Source organism: Synechococcus sp. MIT S9220 (assembly GCF_014304815.1).
Lineage (GTDB): Bacteria > Cyanobacteriota > Cyanobacteriia > PCC-6307 > Cyanobiaceae > Synechococcus_C.
In genome coordinates this window covers 70,449-89,073 of sequence record NZ_CP047958.1, presented here as the reverse complement: position 1 = coordinate 89,073, position 18,625 = coordinate 70,449, and the positions used below count along the sequence as shown (strand labels likewise).

The 18,625-nt window shown below is 59.9% G+C and carries 15 protein-coding genes and 1 tRNA gene; 8 read left to right on the top strand and 8 right to left on the bottom strand.

Translation table 11 applies throughout. The features are described 5' to 3' along the window. Nucleotides 1-6: 6 nt before the first annotated feature. The 4 genes from miaA to cysE all read left to right on the top strand — a co-directional run bounded on the left by miaA (nt 7) and on the right by cysE (nt 3,749). A complete protein-coding gene (gene miaA, locus SynMITS9220_RS00425) occupies nt 7-939 on the top strand; it encodes a tRNA (adenosine(37)-N6)-dimethylallyltransferase MiaA (protein ID WP_186989953.1) in 933 nt (310 codons plus the stop codon). Nucleotides 940-993: 54 nt separating this feature from the next. Beyond that, the gene (infC, locus tag SynMITS9220_RS00420; RefSeq protein ID WP_186989951.1) at nt 994-1,656 is read left to right on the top strand and encodes a translation initiation factor IF-3; all 663 of its coding nucleotides are present in this window, start codon (nt 994-996) and stop codon (nt 1,654-1,656) included. A gap of 286 nt (nt 1,657-1,942) precedes the next feature. Next, the gene (locus SynMITS9220_RS00415; RefSeq protein WP_186989949.1) at nt 1,943-2,932 is read left to right on the top strand and encodes a GntR family transcriptional regulator; all 990 of its coding nucleotides are present in this window, start codon (nt 1,943-1,945) and stop codon (nt 2,930-2,932) included. A 10-nt stretch (nt 2,933-2,942) separates the two neighbouring features. Then, nucleotides 2,943-3,749, top strand: coding sequence for a serine O-acetyltransferase (gene cysE, locus SynMITS9220_RS00410; RefSeq protein WP_255483301.1), 807 nt, complete (start codon nt 2,943-2,945; stop codon nt 3,747-3,749). A gap of 1 nt (nt 3,750) precedes the next feature. Here cysE and secA read toward each other — a convergent pair whose 3' ends face one another. Beyond that, on the bottom strand, nt 3,751-6,615 hold the full coding sequence (secA, locus tag SynMITS9220_RS00405) for a preprotein translocase subunit SecA (RefSeq protein WP_186989945.1): 2,865 nt from the start codon (nt 6,613-6,615) through the stop codon (nt 3,751-3,753). 11 nt (nt 6,616-6,626) lie between these two features. Further along, nucleotides 6,627-7,838: a glycosyltransferase family 4 protein gene (locus SynMITS9220_RS00400; RefSeq protein ID WP_186989943.1), complete on the bottom strand. Its 1,212-nt coding sequence runs from the start codon at nt 7,836-7,838 to the stop codon at nt 6,627-6,629. Nucleotides 7,839-7,935: 97 nt separating this feature from the next. Here SynMITS9220_RS00400 and SynMITS9220_RS00395 point away from each other — a divergent pair, with 97 nt between their 5' ends. Next, nucleotides 7,936-8,391, top strand: a complete 456-nt coding sequence (locus tag SynMITS9220_RS00395; protein ID WP_186989941.1) for a GNAT family N-acetyltransferase — start codon at nt 7,936-7,938, stop codon at nt 8,389-8,391. A 7-nt stretch (nt 8,392-8,398) separates the two neighbouring features. Here the strand turns inward: SynMITS9220_RS00395 and SynMITS9220_RS00390 are convergent. The 3 genes from SynMITS9220_RS00390 to psbZ form a co-directional block, all read right to left on the bottom strand. Next, nucleotides 8,399-8,470 (bottom strand) — tRNA-Gly (locus SynMITS9220_RS00390). Between the two features lie 73 nt (nt 8,471-8,543). Continuing rightward, on the bottom strand, nt 8,544-9,026 hold the full coding sequence (gene ribH / locus SynMITS9220_RS00385) for a 6,7-dimethyl-8-ribityllumazine synthase (protein WP_115125933.1): 483 nt from the start codon (nt 9,024-9,026) through the stop codon (nt 8,544-8,546). 77 nt (nt 9,027-9,103) lie between these two features. Continuing rightward, nucleotides 9,104-9,292 (bottom strand): photosystem II reaction center protein PsbZ, encoded by a 189-nt coding sequence (gene psbZ / locus SynMITS9220_RS00380; RefSeq protein WP_011932021.1) that lies wholly within the window; start codon nt 9,290-9,292, stop codon nt 9,104-9,106. A 134-nt stretch (nt 9,293-9,426) separates the two neighbouring features. Between psbZ and mutS the strand changes: the two genes are divergently transcribed. Next, nucleotides 9,427-12,168, top strand: coding sequence for a DNA mismatch repair protein MutS (mutS, locus tag SynMITS9220_RS00375; protein WP_186989939.1), 2,742 nt, complete (start codon nt 9,427-9,429; stop codon nt 12,166-12,168). Here mutS and SynMITS9220_RS00370 read toward each other — a convergent pair. Beyond that, nucleotides 12,153-12,788: a precorrin-8X methylmutase gene (locus SynMITS9220_RS00370; protein WP_186991671.1), complete on the bottom strand. Its 636-nt coding sequence runs from the start codon at nt 12,786-12,788 to the stop codon at nt 12,153-12,155. The genes mutS and SynMITS9220_RS00370 overlap by 16 nt on opposite strands. Before the next feature lie 69 nt (nt 12,789-12,857). Between SynMITS9220_RS00370 and holA the strand changes: the two genes are divergently transcribed. Together holA and SynMITS9220_RS00360 are read left to right on the top strand one after the other, a co-directional pair. After that, on the top strand, nt 12,858-13,847 hold the full coding sequence (holA, locus tag SynMITS9220_RS00365; protein ID WP_186989937.1) for a DNA polymerase III subunit delta: 990 nt from the start codon (nt 12,858-12,860) through the stop codon (nt 13,845-13,847). 30 nt (nt 13,848-13,877) lie between these two features. After that, nucleotides 13,878-15,680, top strand: coding sequence for an aspartate kinase (locus tag SynMITS9220_RS00360; protein ID WP_186989935.1), 1,803 nt, complete (start codon nt 13,878-13,880; stop codon nt 15,678-15,680). Nucleotides 15,681-15,698: 18 nt separating this feature from the next. On the opposite strand, the gene uvrB is transcribed toward SynMITS9220_RS00360, so the two are convergent. Then, nucleotides 15,699-17,735, bottom strand: a complete 2,037-nt coding sequence (gene uvrB / locus SynMITS9220_RS00355) for an excinuclease ABC subunit UvrB (RefSeq protein WP_186989933.1) — start codon at nt 17,733-17,735, stop codon at nt 15,699-15,701. A 73-nt stretch (nt 17,736-17,808) separates the two neighbouring features. Next, nucleotides 17,809-18,582, bottom strand: a complete 774-nt coding sequence (locus tag SynMITS9220_RS00350; RefSeq protein WP_186989931.1) for a DUF561 domain-containing protein — start codon at nt 18,580-18,582, stop codon at nt 17,809-17,811. Nucleotides 18,583-18,625: the final 43 nt, after the last annotated feature.

The following is an 18,625-nucleotide window of genomic DNA, read 5'->3' as shown; positions in this document are numbered from 1 at the left end:
CTCTCCATGTCCGACCCCAGCCCACCAGCAGCGCCAGGATCAGCGCAGCTCACACCACTGGTGGTGGTGCTGCTGGGACCCACTGCCAGCGGCAAAACGGCTCTAGCCCTCGACCTCGCTGAACGTTTTGAACTGGAGATTCTGAACATCGATTCACGGCAGCTTTACAAGGAGATGAATGTGGGCACCGCCAAACCCACCGCCGACCAGCGACAACGAGTGACCCATCACCTCCTCGACCTGCGCCGACCTGATCAACCGATCACCCTGCGCGAATTTCAGGACGAGGCCCTTGCAGCGGTGAACAACAGCCTGGAACAACGAGGTGCTGCTTTCCTAGTGGGAGGAAGCGGGCTGTATCTCAAGGCACTCACTGCTGGGCTGAAGCCACCCTCGGTCGCACCTCAACCGGCACTGCGTCAGCAACTTGCACAACTAGGCCAAAAAGCCTGTTATCAACTCTTGAAGGATGCAGACCCTGCAGCAGGGCAACGGATCGCCGCGGCGGATGCAGTCCGCACCCAACGCGCACTGGAAGTGCTCTACGCCACTGGCAGGCCGATGAGCTCCCAGTCGAGTGCCAGCCCGCCTCCCTGGCGCGTGCTCGAACTCGGCCTCAATCCAGCCAACCTGCGCGAGCGGATCAGCCAACGCACGGAACAGCTCTATGCCGAGGGGCTGATGGAAGAAACCCAGCAACTCAAGCAGCGCTACGGAGCTGACCTGCCACTCCTGCAAACCATTGGCTACGGCGAAGCATTACAGGTGCTGGGAGGGCATCTCGATCGAACCAACGCCATCGCGCAAACAACCAAGCGCACGCAACAGTTCGCCAAGCGCCAACGCACCTGGTTCAGACGTCAACACCAGCCGCACTGGCTCAGTGATACCGATCCCTTGAACGATGCCAGTCAGCAGATCGAAGCCGGTCTAGGGTGAGTAATGAAACCCCGCCGGGCCGAGATTGTTCTCCGGCAGCCTCTTCATCACTGAATGCCACCACGTCCCCGTTTTGACCGCCGTGCTCCTGTCAGGGAGCTCCCCAACATCAACGATCGCATCAACTACCCACAGCTTCGTGTGGTGGATGCAGACGGCACTCAACTTGGAGTGATTGATCGGGAAGAAGCGTTATCAGTGGCCAAAGAAAGGGAACTGGATCTTGTTCTGGTGAGCGAAAAAGCTGATCCACCGGTTTGCCGGATCATGGATTACGGCAAATACAAATTCGAACAAGAGAAAAAGGCCAAGGAAGCCAAGAAAAAATCGCACCAGACCGAAGTTAAAGAGGTCAAGATGCGATACAAAATTGATCAGCACGATTACGACGTACGAATCGGCCAAGCCCAGCGTTTCCTCAAGGCTGGCGACAAAGTGAAATGCACCGTGATTTTCCGCGGCCGCGAGATTCAACACACCGCGCTTGCTGAGGTTTTGCTCAGGCGCATGGCCAAGGATCTTGAGGAACCAGCCGAGATCCAGCAGCCTCCCAAACGCGAAGGCCGCAACATGATCATGTTCCTCACACCGCGCAAAACGCCGCTGGCAAAGCAAGACGAAAAGGAAGAAGCTGCCAACAAAGCGGTACGCACGATCACAGCACCTCCGCGCGCGGCCGCAGCCAGGCAAATCAGCAAACCTGCTGGGAACGTCTAAACCAAGCCAATCAACAATTAGGTCAATAAAGCATTTGCAGCTCGTCACAACTGAACTGGCGGTTCTGTGATGGCGTTGCTTCAACAAAAATTGTCAACACAACCGCTGCTTCGATGGCATCACAGTGAGCTGAGCAACCCAGAGGCGCACAAAACTCATCGAGAAGCTCCAAACAACTGAAACCGGAGCACTCTCAGCAATCGGCACAGGGACACTGACCACCAATGCGATTGTCACCGACCCGTTAAGTCCTTAAGGTGGCCGCATCTTGATCTGGCCCAACGGCGTGCGATTCCACATTCAACAGGAAAGCGATATCCCGGCGTCGACCCAGCTCTACAACCAAATCTGCTTCGCGATAGCTGCTCGGCATTACCCACCTGGCCATCGCCTGCCAAGCACGCGTCAGCTGGCCATGCAAACAGGCCTTCACCGCAACACGATTAGCAAGGTCTACCGCCAGCTGGAGACCGACGGGGTTGTGGAAGCCATGGCTGGATCAGGGATTTATGTGCGCGATCAGCAGAAGCCACGAGAAGTCCGCACACCAACGCACATGCGCAATCGCGGGGTCACAGACCTCGACCGCGAAGTACGCAAATGTGTGGATGGTCTCTTGAATGCAGGCTGCACACTGCAACAGACACGGGATCTGCTCACTCGAGAAATTGATTGGCGCCTCCGATGCGGCGCCAGAGTTTTAGTCAGTACGCCTCGGGAAGACATCGGGGCCTCGATGTTGATCGCAGAGGAACTCGAACCAAGTCTTGATGTACCAGTGGAGGTGGTGCCGATGGAGGAGCTGGAAAGTGTTCTTGAAAGCGGCAGTAATGGCACCGTGGTGACCAGCCGCTACTTCCTGCAACCCATGGAAAAGCTCGCAAAGCAACATGGGGTGCGTGCGGTGGCAGTCGACCTCAACGATTTCCGTGAAGAGCTGGCCATGCTCAAAGAACTGCGTCAAGGCAGCTGTGTTGGTCTGGTCAGTATTAGCCCAGGTATCTTGCGCGCGGCGGAAGTGATCCTTCACAGCATGCGCGGAAACGAGCTGCTGCTGATGACTGCGACTCCAGATATCGGCAGCAGACTGCTGGCACTGCTGAGAGCATCAAGCCATGTGCTTTGCGATCGACCGAGTCTTCCTCTGGTCGAGCAGAGCCTGAGACAAAACCGGTCTCAGCTCATGCGCATGCCCCAAGTTCACTGCGCCGAGAGTTATCTGAGCGGAGACACCATCGAACTGCTGCGTAAGGAGATTGGCCTTCAAAGCAGCTGATACCTATCAGCTGCCAAAATGGCTACCTCAAGCGCTAAGGGCGCGGCGCCAAGGCATGTTCCATCACATCAGCGCCGATTTGGCGATCATTCGTGAGCGTGACCCTGCAGCACGCGGAGCACTTGAAATCCTGCTCTGCTACCCAGGTTTCCAGGCGCTAGCCCTACATCGGCTCAGTCATCGCCTCTGGCGTTCGCGTCTACCCCTCAAATTGCCTGCAAGATTACTGAGCCAGCTTGGGCGAAGCCTCACTGGTGTTGAGATTCACCCTGGTGCAACCATCGGCCAAGGCGTCTTCATTGACCACGGCATGGGTGTGGTGATTGGTGAAACCACTGAGATAGGAGATCGCTGTCTGCTGTATCAGGGCGTCACCCTGGGAGGCACGGGCAAAAACCATGGCAAACGTCACCCCACGCTGGGTACCAATGTTGTGATTGGAGCAGGCGCCAAAGTGTTGGGAGCCATCGAAGTGGGAGCCAACACACGCGTAGGCGCAGGATCAGTTGTCGTACGCAATGTGGAAGCAGATTGCACCGTTGTGGGGATACCTGGGCGCGTCATCCACCAAAGCGGTGTCCGCATTAATCCACTGGCTCATTCAGCGCTGCCAGATGCTGAAGCGAGCGTCATCCGCAATCTGATGGAGCGCATTGATCAACTGGAAGGACAAGTACGCAGTCTCAATGAGAACCTCAAAACCATGGCTGCGGCCACTGGTCGTCCACTACACGAGATGCGTAGCGGAGATGCTCAAAACCTCAAAGACCGCGAGATCCTTGAATTCCTGGGGGATAGACCTCCCGGCAGGAGCTAGATCAGGCTGTTGTTGTTGACCCTGCAGATTGTCCGGAAGGCGGTGCCGGCTGGAACATGAACATTGAGTAGATCACGTTGCGGCGCATGTTGGTCATCATGTCCAAGAACATGTCGTAGCCCTCGTTCTTGTATTCGATCAAGGGATCCTTTTGCCCATAGCCGCGCAGGCCAACCGACTCGCGCAGGCCATCCATGGCCTGCAAGTGTTCACGCCAGAGCGTATCAATCTGCTGAAGGATGAAGAAGCGCTCGGCTTCGCGCATCAGACCAGGCCGTTGCTGTTCGATCTGACCTTCCTTGAGGTCGTAAGCATTGCGCAGCTGTTCTTGCAGGAAGGCCTTGAGCTCCTCCATCGAGAGTCCCTGCAGCTGGTCGGCCTTGAGATCTTCCAGCAAATACACAAACTCCTGAACCTTGCTGACCAGCTGAGCCACATCCCATTCCTCAGGAGGAAGATCCGGATTCACGTAGGCCTCCACGATCTCGTTCATGGTGCGCTCGCCATAGCCCACAACCTGCTTCTTGAGCTCGCGGCCATCGAGCACACGGCGCCGTTCTGAATAGACCGCTTTGCGCTGGTTGTTCATCACCTCGTCGTACTCAAACACCTGCTTACGGATGTCGTAGTAGTAGGTCTCAACTTTTTTCTGGGCCCCCTCCAAAGAGCGGGTCAGCATGCCGGATTCAATCGGCATGTCTTCCTCAACGCGGAAGGCATTCATCAGACCAGCAACACGTTCACCGCCGAAGATGCGCAACAGGTTGTCGCCCAGCGACAGAAAAAAGCGAGTGGAACCGGGATCACCCTGACGACCAGCGCGGCCGCGTAGCTGGTTATCCACTCGACGAGATTCGTGCCGCTCGGTGCCGATCACGTGCAGACCTCCCGTCTCTCTGACTCGGCCCTCTTCCTGCTTCACCACCTCGTCGTATTCGCCCTTGACCATGGCGATGGCAGCACGCAGTGCCGCAATCTGGGCATCGTCGGTGGGCGCCTTCTCTGCCGCCGTTGCAATGCGGTCTTCTAGTTCAATCACCGTGAGAGCACGATCGCCCCAAGCCTTCACCAGATCCCTGGCGAGCACAGCAAGAGCCTGATCAGTGTCGTCAGTGAGCTGACAGGGATAGAGGCTGCCAATGGCTTTGGCTTCACTAGGAGCACTGCCATGGGGCCCGGAAGCCGGCGCTGCTTTTGCTGCAAAGCCATCACCACCATCCGTGCTGCGCTGCAGCGGCACGGGTGGACGATGGCCCTCTTCAGGACGCACCAGTCGTGGTAACAACACTTCCCGCAACTTGAGGCGAGCCATGTAATCGCTGTTGCCGCCAAGGATGATGTCGGTGCCGCGACCGGCCATGTTGGTGGCGATGGTGACGGCACCAGAGCGACCAGCCTGAGCCACAATCTCGGCTTCCCTCTCCACGTTTTCCGGCTTGGCGTTGAGCAGGTTGTGGGGAATGTTCTGTTCAGCCAGCAGAGAGCTGAGCAACTCGCTCTTTTCCACGCTTGTGGTCCCCACCAACACCGGCCGGCCCTGCTGGTGCACCTCAGCCGTCTCTTGGGCCACCGCACGCCACTTGGCTTCTTCTGTTTTATAAACCTGATCCACCCAGTCCTGACGTGCCCGCACCCGGTTAGTGGGCACGATCGTGGTTTCGAGCTTGTAAGTCTTCTCGAACTCGGTTTCCTCAGTCTTGGCCGTGCCGGTCATGCCTGCCAGGCGCGGATAGAGCAGAAAGAAGTTCTGATAGGTAATCGACGCCAGAGTCTGGGTTTCTGGCTGGATCTGCAGTTCTTCCTTGGCTTCAATCGCCTGATGCTGACCGTCACTCCAACGGCGACCAGGCATCACCCGACCGGTGAACTCATCGACGATCACCGCTTCACCATCGCGAACGATGTAGTTCACATCACGGGTGAACAGATCCTTGGCCTTAAGCGCATTGGTGATGTAGTGAGCCCAAGGATCCTGAGGGTCATACAGATCATTCACGCCCGTCAACTGTTCGGCTTTGGCAAAGCCTTCATCGGTGAGAGTGCAGCTGCGCTGCTTCTCATCCACCTCGTAATCGCCTTCAGGATCAATGCCATCTTTGCCCATTTCAGCGGCACGCACCAAGGCGTTCGCCACCTCGGCAGCCTTCTGGTATTTCTCCTGAGGACGTTCCACCTGACCGGAAATAATCAGAGGCGTGCGGGCTTCATCAATCAGAATGGAGTCGACCTCGTCGATCACGCAATACTGAAACTCCCGTTGAACCACTTCACTAATATCGGCGGCCATATTATCGCGCAGATAATCAAAACCAAGCTCAGAGTTGGTGGCATAAGTGATATCACAACCGTAATTGATGCGACGCTCTGCAGGAGCCATATCCTGCTGAATTAAACCCACAGAAAGGCCTAGAAAACGATGCACCTGACCCATCCATTCGGCATCGCGACGGGCCAGATAATCGTTCACGGTCACCACGTGAACGCCACGACCCGTTAAGGCATTCAAATAGCTGGGCAAAGTGGCCACCAGGGTTTTGCCTTCACCGGTTTTCATTTCACCGATCTGGCCCTCGTGCAGGACCATTCCGCCGATCAACTGCACATCGAAATGGCGCATGCCCAGCACCCGCTTAGCGGCTTCGCGCACCACGGCGAAGGCCTCGGGCAGAATCTCATCAAGAATTGGACGTTGGTTCTGAAGGCTTCCAGCCTCAGCCAGACGTTCCTGAAACGCAGTCGTCTTGGCGCGTAGCTCGTCATCACTGAGCGGCGCAATCTCCTCCTCCAGCAGATTGATGTCGGAAACAATCGGTTGATACCGCTTCAGCTTGCGGGCATTGGGGTCACCCAGCAGGAGCTTGAGCATGGTGTTGACAACTACCCTCGAGCCCGAAAGCCTACCGGGGTCTGGGAACAAGTCACGGGGTTGCTCCAGCCTTTGAGCTGATCCAGCCAGATCCTGCGGCAGAAAAGCTGCTGATAACGCAGGCGTGCCTGTAGGCCGAGATGGCGTAGCAAAACCGGATCATCAGCAAGCTTCTGCAGCACCAAAGGCAAATCCTCCGGAGTCTGCGACCAGTCGAGATCGGCCAGCTGACAGACCCAACCCATGCCAGAACGCCAACGCTGAAAAGCCAGAGCAGGCAGACCAGCAGCCATCGCCTCGAGCTGAACGATGCCAAACGCCTCATTGGAACTTTCTGAAGGCAACACGAGCAGATCTGCCGCCAGCAGCTGGCTCAACTTGTCGGCCTCAGGCAAGCGGCCATGAAATCGCACCACGCCATCAGGGCGAGATGCCATGAGTTGCTCGCTGAGTGCTTCAAAGTCAGCCCGCCGCGGCCCATCACCGACAACATCCAGCGACCAGGAGCTCTCAACACTCGCCAGGCTTTTCAACAGCCAATCCAGACGTTTGTAGCTGCCAAGGCGACCGATAAACAGCACCCGCATCACCGGGGTGGCTTGCTTCTGGAGCGATGACCGCGGCGCCACCAAGGCCGCAGCTTCCTGGTCATGGCTGAGGCAGCAGGGCAAAACTGCAACTCGTTCAGAGCGGCAACCGCAACGCACCAATTCGTCTTTGAGCAAAGGCGAGGTCGTGATCACCCCGGAGAGCCAGGACACAACGGTGAGCGCCAGCCACTGATAAGCGATGAAAAAGCGTCCTTTGAATCCTGAAGCAGGTTCGAAAAAGAAGTGCCAGTGGGCCGTCACACGTCGCCGAGGGCGAACCAAGCGGGCGAACAACAAAACCAACAACACCCCGATGGAGGGCAGATGACCATGCAGAGGCTCCTCCGAGCGCAACAACGACCACAAGCCAACCGATGGCAGCGGTAGAACCAGTCGACCCAAGGGGAAAGTCCTTGCAAGCCGTCTGCGCGGGTAGTGGACTGCGATGGCGTCCTTTTCGCTCAGGCAGCGATCCTGCGCATCCAAGCTCCAGACCGTTCCTCCCCAGACCATCGCCAACTCATGAGCCACCCGTTCCACCCCGCCATACCCCGGTGGCCACTCGCGCAACAACTGTTGGATGGGCTGGGCCCGCTGTTCAAGAAACCGCTGTTCACCAGGCACTGACGTCATGACCTCAGCGCTTCAAGGCCTTGAAACAGGTGAATTTTGTTGCACACAACAAGTGAAGACACAGGGAGACGGATGATGAGGCCTGCATCAAATGACCATGGCCCGCATCCATCTGGTTGAACATGCACCAGGAGCCCCAGGCCTGCGCCTGATGGGGCTTGGGCCAAACCTACGCCCGACACGCGGTCTTCTCAAACTTCGGCGTTTGCTGAATAAACACGCCTTCTGGGCCCAGGGCCGCAGCCGTCAACAACTGCGCGAAATGCTCAAAGGCAGCCAGGTGGTTGTAAGCCTCTGGCGCGGCAAACGCATGGTGGGTTTCGGGCGAGCCAGCAGCGATGGGATCTACAGAGCCGTGCTCTGGGATGTGGTGGTGGCCGGCGACCTTCAGGGTCGTGGGCTCGGGCGGCGGGTCGTTGAAGCGTTGCTGGCTTCCCCCAAATTGCGTGAAGTGGAGCGGGTGTATCTGATGACCACCAACAGCAATGGCTTTTATGAACAAATGGGATTCAGCAGCGTTTCCTCTCAGCACTTGCTGATCCGAAAGCAATAATTCAACAAGCGGATGAAGAGATTCGAACTCTCGACCCTCTCCTTGGCAAGGAGATGCTCTACCACTGAGCTACATCCGCAGGCCAGCCGGTGAATGTCACCTGACGACCCGAGAAGCATGCACCACCAAGGGGCCGTTGGTCAATCCACCGTTCAAGCCGCTGGCAATGCCTTCACAAGAGAGCCCATTTCCAGAGCCTGCAGGGCATAACTCCATCCCAGATTGCTCTTGATCCCTGCCCGCTCGAGCGCCTGTTGCATCGTGTCGGTTGTGAGCACCCCGAAGATCACGGGCACACCGGTGTCACGAGACACGCTGGCAATTCCCTTGCTGGCTTCGGCGACCACAACATCGAAGTGGGGCGTGTCACCACGAATCACAGCCCCAAGCGTGATCACCACTTGATAACGACCGCTGCGAGCCAGCTGCTGGGCCACCAGAGGTAACTCAAAAGAACCAGGCACCCAGGCCGTATCCAGCTGATTGCTGTCTGCACTGGTGTCAATCCCATGGCGTCCAAGACAGTCAAGGCAGCCGCTCAACAACTTGGCCGTGACCAGATCGTTGAATCGGGCAACAACAACAGCGATGCGCAGGCCCTGCACATCGGTGAACCGTCCTTCAAAGGTGGCCATGACGCCTTGATCCGTTCATTCCATGTTCACACCCGGCCGGCGTGAACTGGATAAAAAAGATGCCCTTGGGCCTGGCCTCAGACCACGAAGAAGCTCATGCCCCAGTTCACCAGCACCAAGGCCACCCAGGCAATGCCACCCAGCAGAATCAAGCGATTGGAGCGGCCGCTGTCCTCATTCGAGGCGTAAAGAACAGGCACAGCCACGATCAACGCAAAGGACATCACCACCAAGGCCAGAACGGTGAGGGTGTTAAGGATCTGCATGGTGAATCGGTCGACGCCAGGTCGTTCACGGGGATTCTCACATGTGGGGGAGAGTCGTCTCCGTCGTCTACGCATCAAGCTTCACAGCTTGTGGTGAACGCCATCGGTACGATCCAGCGACTTCCGGATGTCTCATGCCCCGCACCTGCCCCCAGCCCGAGGAGCAGTCGCTGCAGGGGAATCTGTTCGGCGCTCCGGAACCGACTGATCGACCCACAACCAGCTCTGCCAGGGCTTCTGAGGCCTTAGCCGCGGATGCACTGGCTGAGCTCACTGACGCCAGCCTCAGCGCTGATGCCTCTGCCCGACCCAGGCAGCGACAGGGCAACAACAGTGATCCCGACAAGGCCTCCAACCAGGCCGAAGAGCTGACCGGCTCAGACAGCGACGACAGCGATGCCCCGCCTTGGGCCCACCACAGCCAGGTGGATCAGACCCTGCTGACGCCGATGTTGCGCCATTACGTAGAGCTCAAGGCGGAGCACCCTGAGCGCGTGCTGCTCTACCGACTCGGTGATTTCTTCGAGTGCTTCTTCGAGGACGCCGTCGAGCTCTCACGGGTGCTGGAACTCACTCTCACCGGCAAGGAAGGTGGCAAGGCGATCGGACGCGTGCCGATGGCGGGAATTCCACATCACGCCGCCGAGCGCTACTGCGCTGAACTGATCCGTCGTGGTTACTCCGTGGCACTATGTGACCAGCTGGAGACCACCCCCGCCAAGGGGGCCCTGCTCAAGCGCGGAATCACCCGGGTGCTCACCCCGGGCACGGTGCTGGAAGAAGGCATGCTCGCTGCCCGCCGCAACAACTGGCTGGCAGCGGTGGTGGTGGAACCTGCCAGCAGCAAGCAACCCTTGCGCTGGGGCCTGGCCAGCGCCGATGTGAGTACGGGCGACGTTCAGGTGATGGAACGCAGTGGCAGCGATGCCCTGCACCAGCACCTGGCCCAACTTGAGGCCTCGGAACTGCTCTGGGCAGCCAGCGATGACGCCAACACGCAACGACCTGCCTGGTGTCCTGAACGGCTGAGGCTCAGCCCGATGGCGCTCACACCCTTCAGCCGCCCCCAGGCCGAACAAGCCCTGATCAAGCACTACCGGCTGGCTGGGCTGGATGGCCTTGGCCTGCAGGAACTGCCTCTGGCCCTGAGAGCTTTTGGTGGGCTGCTGCAGTACGTCAATGACACCCAGCCGCTCGAAGAAGCAACCCTGGTGCCCCTTGATGTGCCGAAGATCGTGCAGGCCGGTGATGCCCTGGTGCTCGATGCCCAGACCCGCCGCAATCTGGAACTGACGGCCACCCAACGCGATGGACAACTCCAGGGGTCACTGCTCTGGGCCATCGACCAGACCCTCACCGCCATGGGGGGACGATGCCTGCGCCGCTGGCTCGAAGCGCCGCTGATGGACCTCAACGCCATCCGCGAACGGCAAAACGTGGTGAGCTTGCTGGTGAACCAAAGGCCCCTGCGCCAGAGCTTGCGTCGACTGTTGCGGCCGATGGGTGATCTGGAACGGCTGGCGGGTCGGGCCGGCGCCGGTCATGCCAGTGCCCGCGACCTGGTGGCCATCGCCGATGGACTGGAACGCCTGCCACGACTGGCCAGTCGCCTGGAGGGAACGCTGGAGACATGGCCACAGGTGCTGGAGGCGCTGCTGCCACCCAATCCAGCGCTCGCTGAGCTGGCCGCCGCCGTTCGCCATGCCTTGGTGGACGCCCCGCCTCTTTCTCTCAGCGAAGGCGGGCTCATCCACGACGGGGTGGATCTGCTGCTGGATGGCCTGCGCAATCAACTCGATGACCAGGACGCCTGGCTGGCCGAGCAGGAGCGCTTGGAGAAAGAGCTCAGTGGCATCAGCACTCTGCGTCTGCAATACCACCGCACCTTTGGGTATTTCCTGGCGGTGAGCAAAGCGAAGGCATCCTCCGTGCCCGACCACTGGATCCGCCGCCAGACACTGGCCAATGAAGAACGCTTCATCACGCCCGAGCTGAAGGAGCGCGAAGGCCGCATCTTCCAGCTGCGAGCACGGGCCTTTCAGCGCGAATATGAGCTGTTCTGCAAGCTGCGCGACCAAGTGGGCTGCATGGCAACACCAATCCGCGAGGCCGCCCGTGCCGTAGCGGGTTTAGACGCACTCACCGCCCTGGCAGACACGGCTGCCACAGCAGGCTGGTGTGCTCCACAGCTGAGCGACGATCGCGCCCTCAAAATCACCGCTGGCCGCCACCCCGTGGTGGAACAGTTGCTGGTGGAAACTTCCTTCACCCCGAACGATCTTGGTTTGGGAGCTGACACCGACCTGATCGTGCTGACAGGACCCAATGCCAGCGGCAAAAGCTGTTATTTGCGCCAGATTGGCCTGATCCAACTGTTGGCCCAGATCGGCAGCTGGGTGCCTGCGTCATCCGCTCAGGTCGGCCTTGCCGATCGCATCTTCACGCGGGTGGGCGCCGTGGATGATCTGGCCGCAGGGCAGTCCACCTTCATGGTGGAAATGGCCGAAACCGCCAACATCCTTCACCACGCCAGCGACCGCTCCCTGGTGCTCCTTGATGAAATCGGCAGGGGGACAGCCACCTTCGATGGCCTCTCGATCGCCTGGGCCGTGAGCGAACATCTGGCCGGCGATCTCAAGGCACGCACGGTGTTCGCCACCCACTATCACGAGCTCAACAATCTGGCGGAACAGCGGCCCAACGTGGCCAACTTCCAGGTGATGGTGGAGGAAACCGGCGAGGATCTTGTGTTCCTGCATCAGGTGCAGATCGGCGGTGCCAGCCGCAGCTATGGCATCGAAGCCGCTCGCCTGGCAGGGGTGCCCTCCCGCGTTGTGCAACGGGCCAGACAGGTGCTCGATCAGCTGGCGGCCTGAGCGGCTCGCAGCAGGGCATTGGCTGCTGCAGCCACCAAACCGGCACCACCGCGCGTTCCCTCCAGGCGGATCTGAGCCAGAGCCGTCGCAGCCAGATGGCGCTTGCTTTCAGGGACGCCCACGAAGCCAACCGGCATGCCGATCACCAGCGAAGGGGCAGGGGCCCCAGCATCCAGCTGATCAAGCAACTGCTCCAACGCCGTCGGCGCACTGCCCACCAGCAGCACCGGCATGGGCTGGCCCTTCGCGCTGGCCACCTGCGTGAGCTCCGGCCAAGCTCTCAACATCGCCACGGCGGAACGGGTGGAGTCTTGCGGTGAAACCTCAGGCGCCCAATCAAGCAGGCAGCGCACGGACGTGCCCAGTGTGCGCGCAGCCATCGGCGTCACGGCAGCCGCAGCCATCGCCGTATCGGTGAGGATCGCTGCTCCAGCCTGCAACGCAGCAAGTCCCTGCTCGCAGGCCCCCTCGCTGAAACGCAACAGCTGCTGCAGGCCTGGATCCCCGCTGCTGTGCACCAGACGTTCCAACACCTGCTGCTGCAGAGGATCAAGTCCCGTCTCCCCCAACAAGGCCCGAATTCGACGGATGCTTTCCGTGAAGATCGGATGGTCGGCCATTGCTCCACATTCCTCTGACGGGGACTGCCAGTCAGGGCAGACTTCGACATTGTCCGACGACACGCCTCAATGCCGATCCAGTTGTTCTGGGGCGATGATTCCGCCGCGCTGGAACGGGCGGTTCAGGCCTTGATCGAGAAGGCGGTGGATCCGAGCTGGGCGAGCGTCAATGTGAGTCGATTGGATGGCAGCGAGGCGGGCCAGGCCAGGCAGGCTCTGGAAGAGGCACGCACACCGCCTTTCGGCGCTGGCTCGAGGGTGGTCCTGCTGCAGCGATCTCCCTTCTGCAACGCCTGTCCCAGCGAGCTGGCCGATCGCTTCGAAGCCTCTCTGGATGGCATCCCTGAAAGCACTCAGCTGCTGCTCTGCCATCCCTCCAAACCTGACGGTCGTCTGCGCACCACCAAAGCGCTGATGAAACGCATCAAGGCGGGAGAGGCCTGCGAGCGCAGTTTCAAGTTGCCGGCGGTCTGGGATGGGGCTGGGCAGCGCCAGCTGGTGGAGCGAACCGCTGAGGAACTGAACCTGAGGCTGGAGCCTGGTGCGGTGGATGCCCTGATCGATGCCATCGGCAATGACAGCGCCAGGCTGACCATGGAACTGCAAAAGCTGGCTCTGCATGCTGAAAGCAGCGGAGAGGCACGCATCAGTGCCAGCTCCGTTGACAGCCTGATCGAGGGGCTCAGCACCAACGCTCTGCAGGTGGGGGACGCGCTACTAGCAGGCGATCCAGGCCAGGCGATTGCCTTGCTGGATGCCCTCAATGATGCCGGCGAACCGGCCCTGCGGATTGTTGCCACGCTCACCGGTCAGATCAGGGGATGGCTTTGGGTGATGCTGCTGGAACAACAGGGGGAGCGGGACGTTGGGGTGATCGCCAAAGCGGCGGGAATCGGCAACCCCAAGCGCATCTATGTGATGCGCAAACAGTTGCAAGGGCGTTCACCCCAGCGCTGCCTCAACCTGCTGGGCCGCCTGCTGGATGTGGAAGCAGCCCTCAAACGCGGCACCCAGCCCGGAGATGCGTTCCGCGATGGGCTGCTGGGCGCAACACAGTGAGACAATCGCCTGCGACATGAGGCGGCATGGATGGCCCTTCTGGTGCAGAAGTTCGGCGGAACCTCCGTCGGCAGCGTGGAGCGCATCCAGGCCGTAGCCAGGCGTATCGCCAACTGCAAGGAAGAGGGGCACGATCTGGTGATCGTGGTCTCGGCCATGGGTCACACCACCGATGAACTCACCGCCAAGGCCAACGCCATCAGCAGCAATCCACCCCAGCGAGAGATGGACATGCTGCTGGCCACCGGTGAACAGGTGTCGATTGCGCTGCTCTCCATGGCGTTGCATGAGCTGGGCGTCCCAGCCATCTCCATGACCGGCCCCCAGGTAGGAATCGTGACCGAATCCGCCCATGGCAAGGCACGCATCCTCGACGTGCGCACCGATCGTCTGCGCAGCCGACTGGCCGAAGGCCGCGTGGTTGTGGTGGCAGGATTTCAGGGCACGAGCCAGAGCAGCGGCGGCACCGCCGAAATCACAACACTGGGGCGTGGAGGCTCCGACACCTCAGCAGTCGCCCTAGCCGCAGCCCTCGGTGCCTCGGCCTGTGAGATCTACACCGATGTGCCAGGCGTGCTCACCACCGATCCCCGCAAGGTGGAAGACGCCCAGTTGATGCCTCAGGTGAGCTGCGACGAAATGCTCGAACTGGCAAGCCTCGGCGCTGCGGTACTGCACCCGCGCGCCGTGGAGATCGCGCGCAACTACGGCGTCACGATGGTGGTGCGCTCCAGCTGGAGTGATGAACCCGGCACCACACTCACCAGCCGCAACTCGCGGCCCATTGGCCGCGAAGGTCTTGAACTAGGCAGACCGGTGGACGGCGCCGAGCTGGTGGAACACCAAGCCGTGCTGGCTCTCTCGCATGTGTCCGATCAGCCCGGCGTTGCTGCCCAGCTGTTCGAAAGCCTGTCTGAGGGCGGCGTGAATGTGGACCTGATCATCCAGGCCACCCACGACGGCAACAGCAACGACATCACCTTTACCGTGGCTGAAACTGATCTGGAGAGGGCTCGCAGCATTTGTGAATCCCTGATCCAGAAGCTGGGCGGTGAGTTGGTCGCCCAGTCAGGGATGAGCAAGCTGAGCATCAGCGGCGCCGGAATCATGGGCCGCCCTGGTATTGCCGCGGGCTTGTTCCAGACCCTTTCCCGGGTGGGCATCAATCTGCGTGTGATCGCAACCAGTGAAGTGAAGGTCAGCTGTGTGATCAATGCCGACGTTGGCAGCAAAGCTCTGCAGGCCACCCAGGAGGCCTTCGAACTGGAGGCCGGTCAGATCAGCCTTAATCCCAGTGCGAGCGGAGAAGGTGAGCCGGAAGTGCGTGGCGTAGCCCTCGACCGTGACCAGGCCCAGGTGAGCGTGCGCCACGTGCCCGACAAACCCGGAACCGCCGGAGCCCTCTGCAATGCGCTGGCCGACGCAGGCATCAGCCTCGATGCCATCGTCCAGTCGGAACGCCAGCACGCCGATGGCAGCCGAGATATCAGTTTCACCCTGAAACGTGACGACCGCACTGCGGCCGATCGCGCCCTGAGTGCTCTGCTGGCTCAGTGGCCTGGAGCCCAGCTCGAAGACGGTCCAGCCATTGCCAGGGTCAGTGCCGTGGGCGCGGGCATGCCTGCCACGGCGGGTACTGCAGGACGCATGTTCCGTTTTCTGGCAGAAGCAGGCGTGAACATCGAAATGATCGCCACCAGCGAGATCCGCACCAGCTGCGTGGTAGCTGAGGCCGATGGTGTGGCAGCACTTCAGGCCGTGCATGCCGGTTTCAAGCTGGGCGGCAGCACCCGCCATGCCGCCAAAGGGAGCGAATCACCTCTAGTGGCCTAGCGGAGGAGCCTCAGCAACTCAGCTCTGACCCACCAGCTTCTGGCGCAGCTTCTTGATCCTGTCGCGAAGATTGGCAGCCTCCTCAAAATCGAGCTTCTTGGCCGCGTCTTTCATCTTGACTTCAAGCTGATCGATCAGTTCGGGCAAGGCATCGAGAGCCATGCCATCAGTGTCGTCCTCCAAGGCTTTAACCGCCTTGCTGGCGACCTGCACCAGGTCGGCATCAGGGCCATCAGTCTTGAGTTTCCGTGAGAGCTCGAGAAACGAAAGAATCGAATTGCTGGCTTTTTTACCGGCCGCCGTCGGCACAATTCCATGTTTTTCGTTGTGGACCTGTTGGATCTTGCGCCGGCGTTCGGTTTCCTCGATCGCCTTCGCCATCGAATCGGTCATGTTGTCGGCATAGAGCAGCGCAACCCCCTCCACATGCCGCGCAGCTCGGCCAATCGTCTGAATCAGTGATCGCTGCGCTCGCAGGAATCCTTCCTTATCGGCGTCCAGGATTGCCACCAGGCTCACCTCCGGCAGATCCAGGCCTTCCCGCAACAGGTTCACACCCACGAGCACGTCGTACTCACCTAGGCGCAGGTCCTGAATGATCTCGATGCGCTCAATCGAATGGATCTCCGAATGCAGGTAGCGCACCCGCACCTTGTTCTCGGCCAGATAATCCGTGAGGTCTTCGGCCATGCGCTTGGTGAGCGTGGTCACCAGCACGCGCTGCTGCTTCTCGGCCCGCGTGCGGATCTCTCCCAGCAAGTCGTCGATCTGACCTGTTGTCGGCCTCACCTCCACAACAGGGTCCAGCACTCCAGTGGGACGAATGACCTGCTCCGCCACCTGGCCATCACTCACCTTCACTTCCCAGTCGCCGGGCGTGGCACTCACAAACACGGTCTGGCGTGCCTTCGTCCAGAACTCTTCGCCCTTGAGCGGCCGATTGTCGGCTGCACTGGGCAGACGAAAACCGTGGTCGATCAACACCTTCTTGCGGGCCTGATCGCCGTTGTACATGGCCTGAAGCTGTGAACAGGTGACATGGCTCTCATCAACAATCAGCAGCCAGTCGTCGGGGAAATAATCAATCAGGCATTCCGGCGCGGAACCCGGTTCACGTCCGGCCAGATGACGGGCATAGTTCTCAACGCCATTGCAATAGCCCACCTGCTGCAGCATCTCCAGGTCGTAGGTGGTGCGCTGCTCCAGTCGCTGAGCTTCCAGCAACTTGCCTTCGGTTTGCAGGAACTCCAGTCGGTCTTTGAGCTCATGGCGGATATCCTTCACCGCCGAATCCAGACGATCCTTCGGCGTTACAAAGTGCTTGGCCGGGTAGATGTTGATGGTTTCAAGACTCTGCAGGATTTCGCCGGTGGTGGGGTCGACGTAGCGGATCGCCTCCACCTCATCACCGAACAGCTCTACCCGAACGAGACGGTCTTCATAAGCAGGCCCGATTTCCAGCACATCGCCCTTGACGCGGAAGCGTCCGCGGGTGATGTCCATGTCATTGCGGCTGTACTGGTTATTCACCAGTTCGCGCAAAGAACCCCGAAGATCAAGAGACTCACCAACCCGAAACTGCACCGATGCCTTCAAGTATTCACTGGGTATTCCCAGGCCATAGATGCAACTGATGGAAGCCACAACAATCACATCGCGGCGTTCAAACAACGATCGCGTCGCTGAGTGGCGCAACATGTCGATCTCTTCATTGATCGATGCTGTTTTGGCGATATAGGTATCACTCACCGGCACATATGCTTCCGGCTGGTAATAGTCGTAATAGGAGATGAAATATTCGACAGCATTGTTGGGAAAGAATTCCCTCAGCTCATTGCAAAGCTGTGCCGCCAGAGTCTTGTTATGAGCCAACACCAGGGCGGGACGACCGGTCTGAGCGATGACATTGGCCATCGTGAACGTCTTGCCTGTGCCGGTCGCACCCAGAAGGGTCTGATAACGACGACCACCATTCACACCCTTCACCAGTTGAGTGATCGCCGTCGGCTGATCACCTTTGGGGGTGTAGGGCGCAGTCAGGTCGTAGGCAGGCATGGTCCTCGCGCTGTAAACCCTGAATGGGGCACCCACGTTACGGGGCCCATTGGGGCGCGCGTGTCCGCAGCAATCAGACCCGGCTGGTGACCTCACTGCCGATGGCTTCACGCAGACCGCGCACTACAGCCACCATGGCCAACTCATCATCGAGGCGATTCACCGCAGAACCAACGCCCACACCGGCTGCGCCGGCTGCGATCGCCATCGGCACGGTGACAGCCGAAAGACCTGATGCACACAGCACCGGTGCCGTCTCACCGGCGTGCTGCAGGGCAGCGCTGATGCTGTGAGCCGCGGCCAGAGTGGGAGCAGCCTTCTCAATCAGGCCAAGGCTGCCGGCACTGAAGGGTTTGGCACTGGTGCCACCTTCGGTCTGAATCAGATCGGCACCGGCCGCCACCAGATCCACCGCCAGCTGTTCCTGCTGATCCATCGGCAACACATGGGGAACGGTGACGCTCAGCACCACCTCAGGCAGCAAACCGCGGGTACGGCGTGTGAGTTCCAGCACCTCTTCAGCTCCGAAGATGCGCCCCTGGGGATAGAAGGCATCGAAATTACCGATCTCCACCATGGCCGCACCTGCAGCCACCGCAGCCGGAAACTGCTCGGGATCGACCGACGACACGCAGACCGGCAGGCCACCGGACGCCTCAACCGCCAACTTCACCAATTGCGCATCACAGGCCACATCAATCAGATCCGCTCCACCCAATCCAGCCGCGCGGGACACGCGAGCGACCGAATCCGCATTGAAGTTCATCAGACCGGCGATCACCTTCAGCGCGGAACGCTGTTCAAGGCTGCGGCGGAGGGCAGCAGGCAGCAGAGAAAGGCGGGACATCAAGCTGACATCAGATGAATGCATTCTCACACCGCACGAACAG

Bases quoted from the DNA above. Each gene is read 5' to 3' on its own strand.
- miaA (WP_186989953.1), top strand. From the start codon at position 7: ATGTCCGACCCCAGCCCACCAGCAGCGCCAGGATCAGCGCAGCTCACA.
- infC (WP_186989951.1), top strand. From the start codon at position 994: ATGCCACCACGTCCCCGTTTTGACCGCCGTGCTCCTGTCAGGGAGCTC.
- secA (WP_186989945.1), bottom strand. From the start codon at position 6,615: ATGCTCAAGCTCCTGCTGGGTGACCCCAATGCCCGCAAGCTGAAGCGG.
- SynMITS9220_RS00400 (WP_186989943.1), bottom strand. From the start codon at position 7,838: ATGACGTCAGTGCCTGGTGAACAGCGGTTTCTTGAACAGCGGGCCCAG.
- SynMITS9220_RS00395 (WP_186989941.1), top strand. From the start codon at position 7,936: ATGGCCCGCATCCATCTGGTTGAACATGCACCAGGAGCCCCAGGCCTG.
- ribH (WP_115125933.1), bottom strand. From the start codon at position 9,026: ATGGCCACCTTTGAAGGACGGTTCACCGATGTGCAGGGCCTGCGCATC.
- psbZ (WP_011932021.1), bottom strand. From the start codon at position 9,292: ATGCAGATCCTTAACACCCTCACCGTTCTGGCCTTGGTGGTGATGTCC.
- mutS (WP_186989939.1), top strand. From the start codon at position 9,427: ATGCCCCGCACCTGCCCCCAGCCCGAGGAGCAGTCGCTGCAGGGGAAT.
- SynMITS9220_RS00370 (WP_186991671.1), bottom strand. From the start codon at position 12,788: ATGGCCGACCATCCGATCTTCACGGAAAGCATCCGTCGAATTCGGGCC.
- holA (WP_186989937.1), top strand. From the start codon at position 12,858: ATGCCGATCCAGTTGTTCTGGGGCGATGATTCCGCCGCGCTGGAACGG.
- SynMITS9220_RS00360 (WP_186989935.1), top strand. From the start codon at position 13,878: ATGGCCCTTCTGGTGCAGAAGTTCGGCGGAACCTCCGTCGGCAGCGTG.
- uvrB (WP_186989933.1), bottom strand. From the start codon at position 17,735: ATGCCTGCCTACGACCTGACTGCGCCCTACACCCCCAAAGGTGATCAG.
- SynMITS9220_RS00350 (WP_186989931.1), bottom strand. From the start codon at position 18,582: ATGTCCCGCCTTTCTCTGCTGCCTGCTGCCCTCCGCCGCAGCCTTGAA.